The sequence below is a fragment of the Corynebacterium sp. ACRPF genome, from assembly GCF_022347395.1.
GTDB lineage: Bacteria > Actinomycetota > Actinomycetes > Mycobacteriales > Mycobacteriaceae > Corynebacterium > Corynebacterium tuberculostearicum_D.
This window is the reverse complement of the sequence record NZ_JAKRNB010000005.1, coordinates 1-14,049: the sequence shown is the minus strand read 5'-3', so window position 1 is coordinate 14,049 and position 14,049 is coordinate 1. Positions and strand designations below refer to the sequence as shown.

At 63.5% G+C, this 14,049-nt stretch carries 17 protein-coding genes; 11 read left to right on the top strand and 6 right to left on the bottom strand.

Going from position 1 to position 14,049, the window contains the following annotated elements:
• Window positions 1-44 precede the first annotated feature (44 nt).
• From fdxA to MHX61_RS03190, 4 genes are read left to right on the top strand one after another with little or no spacing between them, the layout of a single operon-like run.
• Entirely contained in the window at window positions 45-368 is a 324-nt protein-coding gene (gene fdxA / locus MHX61_RS03205) for a ferredoxin (protein ID WP_005327491.1), read from the top strand.
• A gap of 3 nt (window positions 369-371) precedes the next feature.
• A complete protein-coding gene (gene dapC, locus MHX61_RS03200; protein WP_239192520.1) occupies window positions 372-1,460 on the top strand; it encodes a succinyldiaminopimelate transaminase in 1,089 nt (362 codons plus the stop codon).
• Complete coding sequence (locus tag MHX61_RS03195; RefSeq protein ID WP_239192517.1) at window positions 1,417-2,292, top strand: pseudouridine synthase; 876 nt, start codon at window positions 1,417-1,419, stop codon at window positions 2,290-2,292. Before dapC ends, MHX61_RS03195 begins: the two co-directional genes overlap by 44 nt.
• 30 nt (window positions 2,293-2,322) lie before the next feature.
• Window positions 2,323-2,886, top strand: coding sequence for a GtrA family protein (locus MHX61_RS03190; RefSeq protein ID WP_204609555.1), 564 nt, complete (start codon window positions 2,323-2,325; stop codon window positions 2,884-2,886).
• Between the two features lie 311 nt (window positions 2,887-3,197).
• Here the strand turns inward: MHX61_RS03190 and MHX61_RS03185 are convergent, their stop codons facing one another.
• The 6 genes from MHX61_RS03185 to MHX61_RS03160 form a co-directional block, all read right to left on the bottom strand.
• Entirely contained in the window at window positions 3,198-3,680 is a 483-nt protein-coding gene (locus MHX61_RS03185; protein ID WP_204609553.1) for a transcriptional regulator, read from the bottom strand.
• Entirely contained in the window at window positions 3,673-3,882 is a 210-nt protein-coding gene (locus MHX61_RS03180) for a helix-turn-helix transcriptional regulator (protein WP_049377975.1), read from the bottom strand. The genes MHX61_RS03185 and MHX61_RS03180 overlap by 8 nt, the downstream gene beginning before the upstream one ends.
• 57 nt (window positions 3,883-3,939) lie before the next feature.
• Window positions 3,940-4,797 carry a type IV toxin-antitoxin system AbiEi family antitoxin domain-containing protein gene (locus MHX61_RS03175; protein WP_239192513.1) on the bottom strand — a complete coding sequence of 286 codons (858 nt, stop codon included), beginning with the start codon at window positions 4,795-4,797 and terminating at the stop codon, window positions 3,940-3,942.
• Between the two features lie 335 nt (window positions 4,798-5,132).
• A complete protein-coding gene (locus MHX61_RS03170; protein ID WP_239192758.1) occupies window positions 5,133-6,464 on the bottom strand; it encodes an amino acid permease in 1,332 nt (443 codons plus the stop codon).
• A 99-nt stretch (window positions 6,465-6,563) separates the two neighbouring features.
• Complete coding sequence (gene dapD / locus MHX61_RS03165) at window positions 6,564-7,535, bottom strand: 2,3,4,5-tetrahydropyridine-2,6-dicarboxylate N-succinyltransferase (protein ID WP_239192505.1); 972 nt, start codon at window positions 7,533-7,535, stop codon at window positions 6,564-6,566.
• A 17-nt stretch (window positions 7,536-7,552) separates the two neighbouring features.
• A complete protein-coding gene (locus tag MHX61_RS03160; RefSeq protein WP_204609545.1) occupies window positions 7,553-8,911 on the bottom strand; it encodes an amino acid permease in 1,359 nt (452 codons plus the stop codon).
• A gap of 89 nt (window positions 8,912-9,000) precedes the next feature.
• Here MHX61_RS03160 and dapE point away from each other — a divergent pair, with 89 nt between their 5' ends.
• The 7 genes from dapE to MHX61_RS03125 are packed head-to-tail and all read left to right on the top strand — an operon-like array spanning window position 9,001 to window position 13,756.
• A complete protein-coding gene (gene dapE / locus MHX61_RS03155) occupies window positions 9,001-10,089 on the top strand; it encodes a succinyl-diaminopimelate desuccinylase (protein WP_239192502.1) in 1,089 nt (362 codons plus the stop codon).
• A 3-nt stretch (window positions 10,090-10,092) separates the two neighbouring features.
• On the top strand, window positions 10,093-10,857 hold the full coding sequence (locus tag MHX61_RS03150; protein WP_239192499.1) for a TIGR00730 family Rossman fold protein: 765 nt from the start codon (window positions 10,093-10,095) through the stop codon (window positions 10,855-10,857).
• A 14-nt stretch (window positions 10,858-10,871) separates the two neighbouring features.
• On the top strand, window positions 10,872-11,684 hold the full coding sequence (gene folP, locus MHX61_RS03145; protein ID WP_200435252.1) for a dihydropteroate synthase: 813 nt from the start codon (window positions 10,872-10,874) through the stop codon (window positions 11,682-11,684).
• Window positions 11,681-12,403, top strand: a complete 723-nt coding sequence (locus tag MHX61_RS03140) for a glucosyl-3-phosphoglycerate synthase (protein ID WP_239192496.1) — start codon at window positions 11,681-11,683, stop codon at window positions 12,401-12,403. Before folP ends, MHX61_RS03140 begins: the two co-directional genes overlap by 4 nt.
• 3 nt (window positions 12,404-12,406) lie before the next feature.
• Window positions 12,407-12,700 (top strand): DivIVA domain-containing protein, encoded by a 294-nt coding sequence (locus MHX61_RS03135; protein ID WP_005327512.1) that lies wholly within the window; start codon window positions 12,407-12,409, stop codon window positions 12,698-12,700.
• 12 nt (window positions 12,701-12,712) lie between these two features.
• The gene (locus MHX61_RS03130) at window positions 12,713-12,880 is read left to right on the top strand and encodes a DUF3117 domain-containing protein (protein ID WP_005323535.1); all 168 of its coding nucleotides are present in this window, start codon (window positions 12,713-12,715) and stop codon (window positions 12,878-12,880) included.
• A 9-nt stretch (window positions 12,881-12,889) separates the two neighbouring features.
• Entirely contained in the window at window positions 12,890-13,756 is an 867-nt protein-coding gene (locus MHX61_RS03125) for a methyltransferase domain-containing protein (protein ID WP_204609539.1), read from the top strand.
• Window positions 13,757-14,049: the final 293 nt, after the last annotated feature.

The window sequence follows — 14,049 nt, the reverse complement described above, 5'->3', positions numbered from 1 at the left end:
AAACATCCCAAATCCGAGAAATCAGGAAGCTTCAAGGAATCTCCATGACTTATACGATCGCACAGCCTTGCGTTGACGTAATGGACCGCGGCTGCGTTGAGGAATGCCCTGTTGACTGCATCTATGAGGGCAAGCGCATGCTCTACATCCACCCGGATGAGTGCGTGGACTGCGGCGCCTGCGAGCCGGCTTGCCCAGTCGAGGCCATCTTCTACGAGGATGACGTTCCCGATGAGTGGCTGGACTACAACGACGCCAACGCGGCCTTCTTCGATGACCTGGGCTCCCCGGGCGGCGCGGCAGCCCTTGGGCCACAGGACTTTGACGTCCCGATGATTGCCGCGCTTCCGCCACAGAATCAGGAGTAAGACATGGCACGCACACCGCTAGGAAAGACGCTTCCAGACTTCCCCTGGGATTCGCTGGCCGGCGCCAAGAAGAAGGCCCAGGCCCACCCGGGTGGAATCGTTGACCTCTCGGTGGGCAACCCCGTTGACCCTGTGTCCCCGGGCGTGCAGCTCGCGTTGACCGCGGCCGCGCAGAACCCTGGTTACCCGCAGACCGCCGGCACCCCGGAGCTGCGCGAGGCCATCGCCGCCGCGCTCACCCGCCGCTATAACATGCAGGTTGACCGCGTCCTACCGGTGGTCGGCACCAAGGAGGCCATCGCCTGGCTGCCCACGCTTCTGGGTATGCGCGGCGAGACCGTCGCCTTCCCCTCGGTGGCCTATCCCACCTATGAGGTGGGCGCCTTGCTCGCCGGTGCTAAGCCGCTGCGCGCGGATTCCGATTTCCAGGATGCCTCCCTGGTCTTTTTGAATTCGCCCTCCAATCCCACCGGCCGCGTCCTCGGCGTGGAGGAGCTGCGCCGCATCGTGGCGTGGGCACGGGAGACCGGCGCCATCATCGCCTCCGATGAGTGCTATATGAGCCTGGGCTGGAACGACGATAATCCGCCGGTGTCCATCCTTGATCCGCGCGTGACCGATGGCGATAACACCGGCCTCATCGCCATGCATTCGCTGTCCAAGACGGCGAATATGGCCTCCTACCGCGCCGGCTTCTTCGCGGGCGATAACGAGCTCATCGCCGAGCTGCTGCAGCTGCGCAAGCACGCTGGCCTCATCGTTCCAGGCCCCATCCAGGCCGCCATGGTCGCCGCGCTAAACGACGACGACACCGAGGCCCTCCAGCGCAACCGCTACGCCTCCCGCCGTGCGGTGCTCATGCACGCGCTTGTCGACGCCGGCTTTACCATCGACCACTCCGATGCCGGCCTGTACTTGTGGGCCACCCGGGGCGAGAATTGCCGCGAGACCATCGACTGGCTGGCTGAGCGCGGCATCCTCGCTGCCCCGGGCGACTTCTACGGCCCGGCCGGCGAGAAGCACGTGCGCATCGGCCTCAATGGCGCCGATGAGCGCATCGATGCCGCCGTCGACCGCCTCGCCGGTGCCTAATTCGGGCAGGCCTCCCGCCCGCGCGGGCATCTCCCCGCGCAAAACGGTCCTGCGTGGCCGCGTGCCGGAGGAAGGGGAGTACTTCGCCGCCCGTGCCGGCGACTCTCCCTTTTCGCCCGGCACCGTGCTGCCGCCCGGCGCCGCACTTTCACACCCCGTGCCCGCCTGGTACCACCCTGCGGTGCCGCCGGAGCCCCCGATTCCTTTCGACTACTCCGTGGTCCACGCCGACCGCGACCTCATCGTGGCCGATAAGCCGCACTTCCTGCCCACGACCACCAACGGCCGCCTCCAACGCGAAACGCTGCAAACGCGCCTGCGCGTGGACTTTGGCGAGGACGACATCGTACCCCTGCACCGCCTGGATCGCCTGACCGCTGGCCTCGTCATCTGCTCCCGCAATCCCGAAACCCGCGCCGCCTACCAGCGCATCTTCCTGGAGGGGAGTGCGGTGAAGAGGTATCGGGGCGTCGTCAAGCAGCCGCTTTTCATAGACCGGGAAATTGACCTGCGCATGCGCAAGCCCCGCGGAGCGCGCCAGGTGCTCGTGGCCCCCGAAGGCACACTGACCTCCACGTACGTACGCGCCGCCGGCCGGGAGGTGACCATGTGGCCGCGCACCGGCCATACCCACCAGCTGCGCGTGCTGCTCAATTACCTCGGCCACCCACTGCTTGGCGACGATACCTATCCTACCCCGCGCAAGCTCGACCTCTATGGTTTCCGAACCCCGCTCGCCCTGCTCCACGAGGCTATAACTTTTATAGATCCTCTATCACATTCCGAGCGTCAATTTTTCAGTTCCCAGGCTTTAAGAACTACAATCGAGTAGTTATTTAATCACTGGCTAGAAAGGCGGCCCATGGCAGACCTCAGCGTCGCGCGCTTTGTGTCCAATTTTGGGCAGTTTCTCAAATTCGGCATCGTCGGCGGTTCCGGTACCGCGGTAAATCTCATCACCTCGGTCCTGGCGAAGAAGTGGGGCTGGGCATGCTTCGAAGCGATGCCCAATGACCCGCTGGTCAACCTCTTCGGAACCCAATTTCACCTGCGCTGGTTCATGCTCTATTCCACCATCGCTTTCTTAGTCGCAAATACGTGGAACTACCAGCTCAACCGCATGTGGACCTTCAAGTCAGTGTCTAAAGTGTCCTGGATCCGCGGATTCTTCCCCTTCCTGCTCGCCGGTATTGGTGCCTTCGTGGTGTCGATGGCGATTCAGCATCTGCTGATGAATCCCACCTCTCCGCTCCATTTGCCGGCCGATATTCTGGATGATTCCACCGGCCTGCGCACGATGTATTACTGGGCAAACGCCATTTCCATCATCGTGGCGATGCCCATCAACTTCGTCATCAACAAGCTGTGGACCTTCCGCTCGAAGCCGAAGGCGCCTCAGGTTGTCCAGGAAACTGAACCTGCCTAGCCAGGTCCCGGGCCGGCCTCATCCGCCTCGCTCTGTCCCGCCCCTTGGCCGCATCGCCTTTCGCCCCACCGCCCTTCGCGCTCACCAGCGCACGGCGATGGGGCTTTTTCTAGCTGCCGGTGAGCGGGAAGGGGGGCGTCGGCAAGCAATGCTCCCGTCGCGGTCACCGGCATCCCTTCGACGACGGTGAGTGGGCCTCTCGGTGAGTGCGAGGGGGCGGTACCTCCCCACGCGCTCACTGGGGCAGAAAACGCGAGAACCCGCCGTCCGCGGTGAGCGCGAAGGGCGGGTGGAGGGGAGCGGGAGTGGGACTAGTCTTCGAGCTCGGCATCCAGGCGAGCCTGGTCGCGGCGGTGCTGGCGGCGACGAATGAAGGGGGTGAGGATGAGTACGGTGATTACACCGACGGCGGTGCCGAGGAGGTAAGAGGCGGGGCTGTGGCCGTCGGCAGGCGCGTAGGCGTTATAGGCAATGCCAGCGAACATGGCGATAAGTGGGATGAAATAGACGGCCATTGCGGTCCAATTTCGGCCCACTGGTGGGGTGGCGACGCGCTTGCGCATCCAAGCTGTGCCGATGGAATTGCCGAGGATGGACGGTACGAGCGCGAGGAAGCACAGCATGCTCATTCGGCCGGGGAGAACCCAGGCGAGGATTGCGGCGACGACGAGCTCGAGGAATGGGATGAGAGTGATGCCAATTGCGCAGGCTTTATAGAGCGTGTCGCGTTCGAATTCATCGCGAGTGGCGCGCTCGATTTCATTGAGGGAGTAGTTGGCAATGGCGTTAATCATGTTGTTCGGCTCCAAAGATTTCTTCGACGGATTTACCTAGTTCGTGGCAAATGTCCAGTGCGAGGTGCACCGAAGGGGAGTAATTGCCCCGTTCGATATTGGCGATGGTCTGGCGGGAGACGCCGGCTTTTTCAGCGAGTTCGGCTTGTGATAATTCGAGCCAGCGGCGCCATTTGCGGACCATGTTGGGGTGGTCGGCCATCTGGACTCCTTTACTGTGTGTCTTGCTTGCATATCCGAATGTAAAGGATAATTGTCATTAAAGCAAATGTTTCACACATAGATGCCATTTCCAGTAAGGCTGAGTTGCTGAGGTCGGAAGCTCAGGGTTGCGGCCTTTTAGCACCTCAAGAGTGGCTTTGATAAGTAGGATGGCTTCGCTGAGGTGGTAGTTGATGTCGTCGGCAGTAAAGCGCAAAACCGTATATCCGTGGGCGACGGCCGAGTTTTGTTTGGACCGGTCAGCTTGAAAGGCCTCGCTGTGCTTGTGGTATTCCCAGCCATCGACCTCCACAAGGAGCCTTCCAATCCTGAGATCAAAGCGGTACCCCGCAATGAGAGCATTGTGTTCTGGGAAAATTCCTTCAGTGCGCAGCTTTCTGCTTAAAGTGCGCTCCGGTGGGCTATCCGCTCCAATCGCGGCGTGCCGGATCGTCTCATTTAGACTCCTTGGGACGCGCCGCATTCGCCGACGATCCGTTTCTAGACGGCCGGGGCCGTGTTTCCCTCGGTAGTGTTCTTCCAAAAGAGGCCTGCAGGCTCGCGAAATCCTTCGCGCGGCCCACAACGGTTGCATCACCGGAAGGCCGTTGACATTGTGCGTGGCTTGAAGTCGCGAGTGTGAAACGCGAAAGCTCTTATCCTTCAAAGTGTGCGGTCCCTCCGCTTCCAGAGGAAATGTCAGCTGCCGGCCGAGGTAAATCTCTTGCGCCGTCTTTCCCGTGAAATGGATGCGGCTGAGCCCATGCGCCAGCGCCCGCGCCACCGCCCACGGCGTCCATTCATCGGTATAAATCCCCCGATGCACGCGATAGAGCTTCCCCTCGCGCACTTTGCGACGAATCGCATCCTTGCTCAAACCTTGCCCGCGCAGTTCCGCGGTAGTCCATTCCCCCATGGGGCTTAACCTAAGCGGTCGTGGTGGGCTGGAGCTATGTGCGTCGCGGCATCCTGTGGATAACCCGGGGTTCGGGGGTGATTTTCCGCTGCGTGGTCCGGATAGCTGTGGATAACTGCCCTTCGCGCTCACCGGCGGCCCCGGGTGGCCCTGATTTGAGTTCCCCGTGAGCGCGACGGGAAGGGCGTGGGCAGAGTTCGCCCTAGGCGCTCACCAGGTGACGAAAAAGAGAAACCCCGCCTCGTGCCGGTGAGCGCGAAGGGCAGGGAGGGGCCAAGGGCGAGGAGTGGCCGAGGGAGGACGGAGGGGCGAGGTGAGCCCCCTGGGATAAGGGGCTAGGTGAGGGGCAGCGTTGAGGTCGGGTTGATGCCGCGAACCTTGGAATTGATGACGCCGGCGATGGCGAGCACCGCGAACATGGCGGCGGCGGAGAGGAGTTGGGTGCGGGCGGTGGCGTCGGTAAGCATGAGCACCGCGATGGCCGCAAAGAGGGCGAGGGCGAACCAGGTGAGGTAGGGGAAGGCCCACATGCGGATGGGCAGGGGGTGGAGGGCCTCGAGCTGGCGGCGCAGGCGTAGCTGGCTGACGGCGATGAAGACCCAGACGATGAGTAGAGAGGCGCCGGCGGCGTTGAGCATGAAGCTAAGCAGCCAGCCGGTATCGGCGTAGTTGAGCACCACCATGACGGCCGAGAGGAGGACAGAGAGGGCGATGGCGGTGGTGGGAACGCCGTCCTTATTGGTGGTGGTGAAGATGCGCGGGGCCTCGCCGCGGGAGGCTAGGGAATGCATCATGCGGGAGGAGGCGTAGATCTGCGAGTTGAAGGCGGAGAGTAGTGCGAGGACGATGACGACTTCCATGATGCCGGCCGCGCCCGGGATGCCGGCGCGCTCGAGAACCATGGTGAAGGGGGATTCCGCGGCCGTGGAGGCACCGCCCAGGATGGAATAGGGCAGGAGGAACGTGATGACGAGGACGGAGCCCAAGTAGAACACGGAGATACGCAAGATGGTGGAGCGCACGGCGTTGACTAGGGATTTTTCGGGGTCCTCGGATTCGGCAGAAGCGATGGCAACCACCTCGATGCCGCCGAAGGCGAAGGCTACGGCCAACAGGCCGGCCGCGACGCCGCCGAGGCCATTGGGCATGAAGCCGTCCTCCAAGAAGACGGAGGTACCGATGAAGGAATGGCCGGGCAGGAGGCCCAGGATGAGCAGCGCGCCGATAGTGAGGAAGGCCACGATGACAACGACCTTGATGAGGGCGAACCAGTACTCGAATTCGCCGAAGCTGCGCACGCGCAGCAGATTGATGATTCCGAAGAGGACCACGCAGATGGCGGCGGGAATCCATGGCGAGACGTTGAACCAAGAGCCGATGAAGCCGGCCGCGCCGGTGATTTCGGCGCCGAGGACGGCGACGGTGGCTAGCCAATAGATCCAGCCCTGGGTAAAGCCCGCCCAGCGGCCGATGCCGTGTTCGGCGTATTCGGAAAAGGAGCCGGAGGCGGGGATAACGGTGCCCATCTCGCCCAGCATCTGCATCACCAAAATGGCCAGAAAGCCTGCGATGACGTAGGCGAGGAGCACGGCGGGGCCGGCGGCGGAAATGCCGACGCCGGTGCCCAAGAAAAGTCCGGCACCGATGGTGGAGCCTAGCCCCATCATGGTCAGGTGGCGGACCTTCAGGCCAGAACCGAGGGTGGAGGAGTTATCAGTCACCCCTCCATCTTATTTTGCCCGATTGGGCTATAGGAATCGGGGGTGTTAATTCTTGTGCAGCTCGTCGTTAAGCGCGACGGCTTCAGCCTTCCACTCCACGGCCTCAACCGCACCGGAGACGGAGTTGCGGCGCAGCAGCATGCCGGAGGCACCGGAGAGCTGGGAGCCCTTGACGTTCTCGCCATTTTCGACGCCCAGTGCTTCCGCGACCTTGCCAAAGACGGCTACCTTGGTGCCGGCGGTGACGTAGAGGCCGGCTTCGACCACGGCGTCGTCGCCAAGCGAAATGCCGATGCCGGAGTTGGCGCCGAGCAGGCAGCGCTCGCCGATGGAGATGACCTCCTTGCCGCCGCCGGACAGGGTGCCCATGATGGACGCGCCGCCGCCGATATCGGAGCCATCGCCCACGACGACGCCCGCGGAGATGCGGCCTTCCACCATGGAGGCGCCCAGGGTGCCGGCGTTGAAGTTGACGAAGCCCTCGTGCATGACGGTGGTGCCCTCAGCCAGGTGGGCGCCCAGGCGGACGCGGTCTGCGTCACCGATGCGGACGCCGGACGGCACAACGTAGTCCACCATGCGGGGGAACTTGTCCACGGAGTAAACAACGACCGGGCCACGGGAGGCCAAGCGGCCGCGCACCATCTGGAAATCGGACACGGCGCACGGGCCGTAGTTGGTCCACACCACGTTATTGAGGTGGCCGAAGATGCCATCCATATTCAGGCCGTGCGGCTTGACCGCGCGGTGGGAGAGGAGGTGCAGGCGCAGGTAAGCATCGTAGGTATCGACGGGGGCGTCATCCAGATCCTTGATGGAGGTCTCAACGGCGACGCGGGCCACGCCACGCTCCTCGTCCGGGCCTGCCAGTGCGGAGAACTGCTGGGGAACCTCTTCCAGGCGCTTGGTCTCGGTGGTCTCTACGTTCTTATCGGTGTATACGGCCGGGAACCATACGTCCAGGACGGTGCCGTCATGGGTAATGGTTGCTAGGCCACGTGCGGATGCAGAAGTCATGCCCGCTAGCTTAGCAACTACTTCCGCGCCCCCGCGCGCTGGCCGGTGGGAAGTACAAAGGACAAGATGACGAGCACCGCAGCCAGGATGAGCACCGAGATGACCTGGTTGCGCGCGGCCGGATCAAAGAGCATGAGCAGGGTCAGTCCGGCCAGGGCGGCGGCCGTAACCCACGGAAGCCAGGGGAAGCCGGGTACGTGGATCTCGGTCAGCTCGCCATTATCGCGCAGGACGGGGTGCAACTTGATAAAGGAAGCCACGATGAAGGACCAGATGACCAGCAGGCACCCTCCGACCGCGTTGAAGAGGAAGGCCAGAAGCCCTGGCGGGTTCCAGAACTGCAGGCCCACCGAAGCGAAGGCGAAGACCATGGACAAGATGACGGCGTTGATGGGGGAGCCGGCACGATTTTGCTTCAGGAAGAATCCCGGGGCGCAGTGGTCTTTGGCCATATCGAAGACCAAGCGGGAGGTGGCGTAAATCTGCGCGTTGAAGGCAGACAACAGTGCTAGGGCGATAATCGCCTCCATGAAGCCGGCCGCAAAAGGAATCTTGGCGGCCGCGAGCACCAGGGTGAAGGGGGAATCGGCCGCGACATCGGCGTCCTGGATGGAGCTAAACGGCAGCGCCATGGTGATCACCACGATGGAGCCGATGTAGAAAATCATGATGCGCACGATAATGGCGCGCACCGCGGTGGCTACGTTGTGCGCCGGATCCTCGGACTCGGCCGCCGCGATGGTCACCAGCTCGATGCCGCCAAAGGCAAAGGCAACGGCCAGCAAACCGGCGGCGAAGCCCGGCATGCCATTGGGCAGGAAGTTCTCGGTGAAGTTGGTACCGGCCAAGGAGAAATCCATGCCCGGCAGGATGCCCAGCGCCATGAGTACGCCGATGACGAGGAAGGCGACGATGACGCCAACCTTGATGATGGCGAACCAGAACTCGAACTCACCAAAACCGCCCACGGCCGCGAAGTTGACCACCGCGAAGAAGGCCACGGCAATAAGCGCTGGAATCCACGGGGCAATATCGAACCAATTGGAAATGATGGCGGCCGCGCCGGTGATTTCGGCACCCATGACCATGATCAGCATGAACCAGAAAATCCACCCCATGGTAAAGCGCGCCCAGTGGCCATAGGCCTGGCCGGCGTAGGTGGAAAATGACCCTAAAGAGGGGCGGGCGGCGGCCATCTCACCGAGCATCCACATCACCAGTGCGATAAGCGCGCCGGCTACGGCATAGGAGATGAGCACGGAGGTGCCGGAAATCTGGATGCCGAGGCCGACGCCGAGGAAAAGGCCGGCGCCTACGGCAGAGCCAAGGCCCATCATCGTGAGATGACGGGATTTCAATTGAGTGGCTTCGGCCATTGTTATCACCTTAGGGAGGACGAATTATTTGCAGTGAAGTGAACTTTACACAATGCGGTGAGCTGCGCGGGGCGCTAGCATGGCGCTTTGTGACTTTAGATCTATATGCAGACCCCATCGAACTAACCAAGGCGCTCGTAGATATTCCGAGCCCCTCCCACCATGAGGAGGCCATCGCAGACGCCATCGAAGAAGCGCTGCGCGGATTGGACGTCGAGGTTGCCCGCTACGGCAATACCGTGTGCGCCCGCACGAACCGCGGGCTCGGTTCCCGCGTGGTGCTCGCTGGCCACATTGATACCGTTCCGTTGGCAGAAAATGTACCGCATCACATGGAAACCTCTGAAGACGGGGTAGAGATTATGTGGGGCTGCGGCACTGTGGACATGAAGTCCGGCATGGCCGTCTACCTCAATGCCTTTGCCCAGCTGCACGAAGCGGACGAGCTCAAGCATGACCTGACCGTCATCGCCTACGAGGGCGAAGAAGTGGCCACTGAATTTAATGGCCTGGGCCACCTGCAAAAAGACCACCCGGAGTGGCTCGAGGGCGACTTCGCTCTTCTGGGCGAGCCCTCCGGTGCCATGGTGGAGGCCGGCTGCCAGGGCTCCATTCGCCTGCGCGTGACCGCCCACGGCACCCGTGCACACTCGGCCCGCGCCTGGCTCGGCTCCAACGCAGCACACAAGCTCGCGCCCATTATGAGCCGCATCGCCGCCTATGAGTCCCGCGATGTCACCATCGATGGCTGCACCTACCGCGAGGGCCTCAACATCGTCCACCTCGAGTCCGGCGTGGCCACCAATACGCTGCCGGATGAGGCATGGATGTTTGTGAACTTCCGCTTCGCGCCGGACCGTACGAGCGACGAGGCGCTGGACTACATGAAGTCCATCATCGGCGAGGAAGAAGACGTCACCATCGAGATCGATGACATCGCACCGGCCGCCCAGCCCGGTTTGGGCCAGCCAGCGGCCAAGGCTCTTATCGACGCCGTCGGGGGCAACGTCCGCGCCAAGTACGGCTGGACCGACGTCGCCCGCTTTTCTGAAATGGGCACCCCGGCCGTAAACTTCGGCGCCGGCGACCCCGGGTTCGCGCATAAGAAGGACGAGCAGGTCCCCACCGCGCAGATCACCGAAGTATCCACCGCCCTCGTGAACTACCTGAAGGGATAGACCATGACCCCTGAGCAGATGCGCACCCTGCGCGGCCCGATGCTGCTGCGCACCGAAGGCGAACAGACCTCCACCTTTGACCAACGGCTCTTGGAGTCCGGCGCGGACCATGAGTGGCAGCATGCCGATCCGTGGCGCGTCCTGCGCATCCAAGGCGAGTTCGTCGCTGGCTTCGATGCGCTTTCCAAGCTGCCGAAGGCCGTGACCGTCTTCGGTTCCGCACGCACCACGCCGGAGGATGCGAGCTACCAGCTGGGCGTCGAGGTTGGCCGCAAGCTGGCCGAGCACTCCTATGCCGTCATCACCGGCGGCGGCCCCGGCATCATGGAGGCAGCCAACCGCGGCGCCCACGAGGCCGGCGGGCTATCCGTGGGCCTGGGCATCGAGCTTCCCCACGAGCAGGGGCTTAATGAGTATGTGGATCTGGGCCTGAATTTCCGCTACTTCTTTGCCCGCAAGACAATGTTCTTGAAGTACTCGCAGGCTTTCATCTGCCTGCCTGGCGGCATGGGCACGATGGATGAGTTCTTCGAGGTCATGTGCATGGTGCAGACCGGAAAGGTAACCAATTACCCCATCGTGCTCATGGGCACCGAATACTGGTCCGGCCTGCTGGAATGGATGGAAAACACCCTCGCGGCCAACGGCTATATCAACGAGGGCGACCGGGAGCTTTTCCTGCTTACCGACGACCCCGATGAGGCCCTCTCCCACATCATCCAGCGCCACCAAGTCATGAGCGATAAGCGCATCAGGGAGCCGCGTTGAGCCTCGCGCGTGTGATGGCGATTGTCAATCGCACCCCGGATTCCTTCTATGACAAGGGCGCAACCTTTGACCTTGACCCGGCGCTGCGCCGTTGTGATGAGGTGATCGCGGCCGGTGCGTCGATCGTCGATATTGGCGGTGTGAAGGCTGGCCCCGGCAAGGCAGTGGACGCGGCGGAGGAAATCGACCGCGTGGTGCCGACCATCGAGAAGGTGCACGAGCGCCACCCGGATGTGCTCATCTCCGTCGATACCTGGCGCAGCGAGGTGGCAGAGGCCGCCATCGCAGCCGGCGCCGGCCTGGTCAATGACACCTGGGCCGGTTGGGATCCCGAGCTCATCGAGGTCGCCGGCCACCACCGCGTGGGCTACGTGTGTTCGCACACCGGCGGCATCACCCCGCGCACCCGGCCCCACCGAGTGCACTTTGATGACGTGGTGGCCGATGTCATCGCGGAAACCACCCAATTGGCCGAGCGCGCCGCCTCCCTCGGCTGCCCGGAGGACCTGACGTTCATCGATCCGACGCATGACTTTGGCAAAAACACCTTTCACGGGCTCGAGCTCCTGCGGCGCATCGACGAGGTCGTCGCCACTGGATGGCCGGTGCTCATGGCGCTATCCAATAAGGACTTCGTGGGCGAGACGCTCGACCGCGGGGTAGGAGAGCGCGTGGCCGGCACCCTGGCCGCCACCGCGTGGTCCGCCGCCCGCGGCGTGGCCGCCTTTCGCGTGCACGAGGTGGCCGAGACGGCTGATGTCATCCGCATGACCGCCGCCATCCAAGGCGAGGTGGCCCCACTAGCAACCACGCGAGGCCTTGCATGAGCGTCTCTGTAATCATTCCAGCGCTCAACGAGGAGGACACCGTCGCGGACGTCGTGCGCGCCTGCCTCGCCGATGAACCGCTCGAGGTGCTCGTCATCGACGCCGACTCCACCGACGACACCGCCTCCCGCGCTGCCGTCGCCGGGGCGGATGTGCGCAATTGGCGCGATATCCTCCCAGAGGAACCGCGCCCCGGTAAGGGCGAATCCCTCTGGCGCGGGGTTGCCGCAGCGAAGGGAGACATCGTCGTCTTTGTCGACGCCGACCTTGAATCCGCCGCGCCCGGCATGGTCACTGCCTTGGCCGCGCCCTTCGCTGACCCCGCGGTGGAGATGGTCAAAGCCTGCTACCGCCGCAGCCTCAACGGCCAGCCCACCGGCGGCGGCCGCGTGACCGAACTGACCGCCAAGCCGCTCATCAAGCAGCTCTTTCCCGAGCTCGCCCACATCGATCAGCCCCTTGGAGGCGAATACGCCCTGCGCCGCGCCACCGCCTTAGAACTTCCCTTCGTGGAGGGGTATGGGGTGGAAGCGGGGCTAATGGTGGACGTCGCCAAGCGGGGCAAAGTCGCACAGGTAGACCTGGGCACGCGGGTACACCGCAACCGGCCGCTGCACGAGCTGGCGCCGATGGCCGAGGTGGTTGCGCGCACGCTGCTCGCCCGCGCCGGGGTCATCGCTCCCGTTGCTCAACGCCCGCCGCTAAAAGGTAAGGTTTAAGCCATGCTGTCTTGGATTATGCTCCTCCTTGTCCTCATCGCCCTGACCGTCATCGGCACCTGGGTATGGGGCTCCATCTTTGGCCGCGGCGAGGTCATGCACCCGCTCGACGAGCCGCAGAAGGTGCGCGAAAATAACCGCGCCGCCCTCCGCGAAGGCCGCCTTGACCAGGTGAAATTCGAGGTAGTTCCCCGTGGATACCGCCAGGACCAGGTAGACGATCTCCTCGCGCAACTGGAAGAACAACTATCTTCCGCGCAGAAAAGGTCTAAGCTGGAAGGAAAAGAAGTTAACTAAAGGAGACTCACTATGGCAGCAATGAAGCCGCGCACGACGGGCGGAGAAATGGAAGCAGTAGAGGAGTCCCGCAAAATTGTCATGCGCATCCCCTCGGATGGCGGCGGTCGCATCGTCATCGAGCTGAGCAAGGACGAGGCCGCCGAGCTCGGTTCCCTGTTGACCGAGGTTTCTAGCTAGTCTAGGTACATGCTTTCTCATATCGTCGACATTCTGGCCGATCCCAACGATGGCACCGCGCTTTCTGGTGCCGATGATTTCTCTCGCCTCGTTTCGGAATCCGGCCACTCTTATGATGTGGCCAAGCAGGGCTACGTCACCCTCGCGGCCGGCGCCGGACTCAAGCACAAGGGCGATGACATGGATATGGTCAACGCCCGCGAGACCTATTTGGCCATGGGCCACTTCGCGCCCTTCGTTGAGGCCGTAACCGGGGCCGTCCAGGACGGACTGGATTCCGCCTCCCTGGCCGAGTCCACGCCCGCCTCCCTCCTCGAGGTGGGTGCCGGCACCGGCTACTACCTGGCCCACACCCTGGACTCCATCGCGGAGGCCCGCGGCGTTGGCCTCGACATTTCCCCGCACGCTGCGAAGCACTTGGCTAAGTGCCACCCGCGCGTCGGCGCCGTCGTGGCCGATGTGTGGGAGCGCCTTCCCATCCAGGATGAGTCCGTCGACGCAATCTCCGTCGTCTTCGCCCCGCGCAATCCCGCCGAATTCCAGCGCGTGCTTGCCCCAGGCGGCCAGGTCATCGTCTTGACCCCCGGCGCCGGACACCTGGATGAGCTGCGCGAGCCGCTCGGCATCCTCGGCGTGGAAGAAGGCAAGGTCGAGCGCATGTATGAGCAGGCCGAGGGCTTCCTCGAGCAGGCGGCCGACCCGGTCGATATCTCGTTCCCCATCGAGCTGGATAAGGCCTCCGTCGCCGCTCAGGTAGGCATGAGCCCGTCCGCGCGCCACATCAGCGCCGGCGAACTCGCCGAGCGCATGGCCGCGCTGCCCCCGACGCTCACGGTCACCGCTCGCGCCCGCTTGGACCGCCTCCGCGCCGTCTAGCTCCCGGCTGGCCCCAGCCACCTCACCGCCCTTCGCGCTCACCGGCAGCGCGTGGGGCGGTTCTTTCGTCTCCCCAGTGAGCGCGAGGGGAGGTTTCCGCCCTTGCCGCTCACCGGCACGCGCTTGCCGACGCCCCAGCTTCTCCCCGTGAGCGCGAAGGACGCGAGTGAGGGGGCGAGGGAAGACGCGACCCAGCGGAGTGAGGCTGAAAACGCGCAACCCCGCCCTTGCCGCTCACCAGGAGAGGCGGAACCGCGGTGGGCGGCCGCGCTGGTGAGCGCGAAGGGCGGGGG

Coding starts and splice junctions, on each gene's coding strand:
- fdxA (WP_005327491.1), top strand. CDS start 45: ATGACTTATACGATCGCACAGCCTTGCGTTGACGTAATGGACCGCGGC.
- dapC (WP_239192520.1), top strand. CDS start 372: ATGGCACGCACACCGCTAGGAAAGACGCTTCCAGACTTCCCCTGGGAT.
- MHX61_RS03195 (WP_239192517.1), top strand. CDS start 1,417: ATGAGCGCATCGATGCCGCCGTCGACCGCCTCGCCGGTGCCTAATTCG.
- MHX61_RS03190 (WP_204609555.1), top strand. CDS start 2,323: ATGGCAGACCTCAGCGTCGCGCGCTTTGTGTCCAATTTTGGGCAGTTT.
- MHX61_RS03185 (WP_204609553.1), bottom strand. CDS start 3,680: ATGATTAACGCCATTGCCAACTACTCCCTCAATGAAATCGAGCGCGCC.
- MHX61_RS03180 (WP_049377975.1), bottom strand. CDS start 3,882: ATGGCCGACCACCCCAACATGGTCCGCAAATGGCGCCGCTGGCTCGAA.
- MHX61_RS03175 (WP_239192513.1), bottom strand. CDS start 4,797: ATGGGGGAATGGACTACCGCGGAACTGCGCGGGCAAGGTTTGAGCAAG.
- MHX61_RS03170 (WP_239192758.1), bottom strand. CDS start 6,464: ATGATGGGGCTAGGCTCCACCATCGGTGCCGGACTTTTCTTGGGCACC.
- dapD (WP_239192505.1), bottom strand. CDS start 7,535: ATGACTTCTGCATCCGCACGTGGCCTAGCAACCATTACCCATGACGGC.
- MHX61_RS03160 (WP_204609545.1), bottom strand. CDS start 8,911: ATGGCCGAAGCCACTCAATTGAAATCCCGTCATCTCACGATGATGGGC.
- MHX61_RS03150 (WP_239192499.1), top strand. CDS start 10,093: ATGACCCCTGAGCAGATGCGCACCCTGCGCGGCCCGATGCTGCTGCGC.
- folP (WP_200435252.1), top strand. CDS start 10,872: ATGGCGATTGTCAATCGCACCCCGGATTCCTTCTATGACAAGGGCGCA.
- MHX61_RS03140 (WP_239192496.1), top strand. CDS start 11,681: ATGAGCGTCTCTGTAATCATTCCAGCGCTCAACGAGGAGGACACCGTC.
- MHX61_RS03135 (WP_005327512.1), top strand. CDS start 12,407: ATGCTGTCTTGGATTATGCTCCTCCTTGTCCTCATCGCCCTGACCGTC.
- MHX61_RS03130 (WP_005323535.1), top strand. CDS start 12,713: ATGGCAGCAATGAAGCCGCGCACGACGGGCGGAGAAATGGAAGCAGTA.
- MHX61_RS03125 (WP_204609539.1), top strand. CDS start 12,890: ATGCTTTCTCATATCGTCGACATTCTGGCCGATCCCAACGATGGCACC.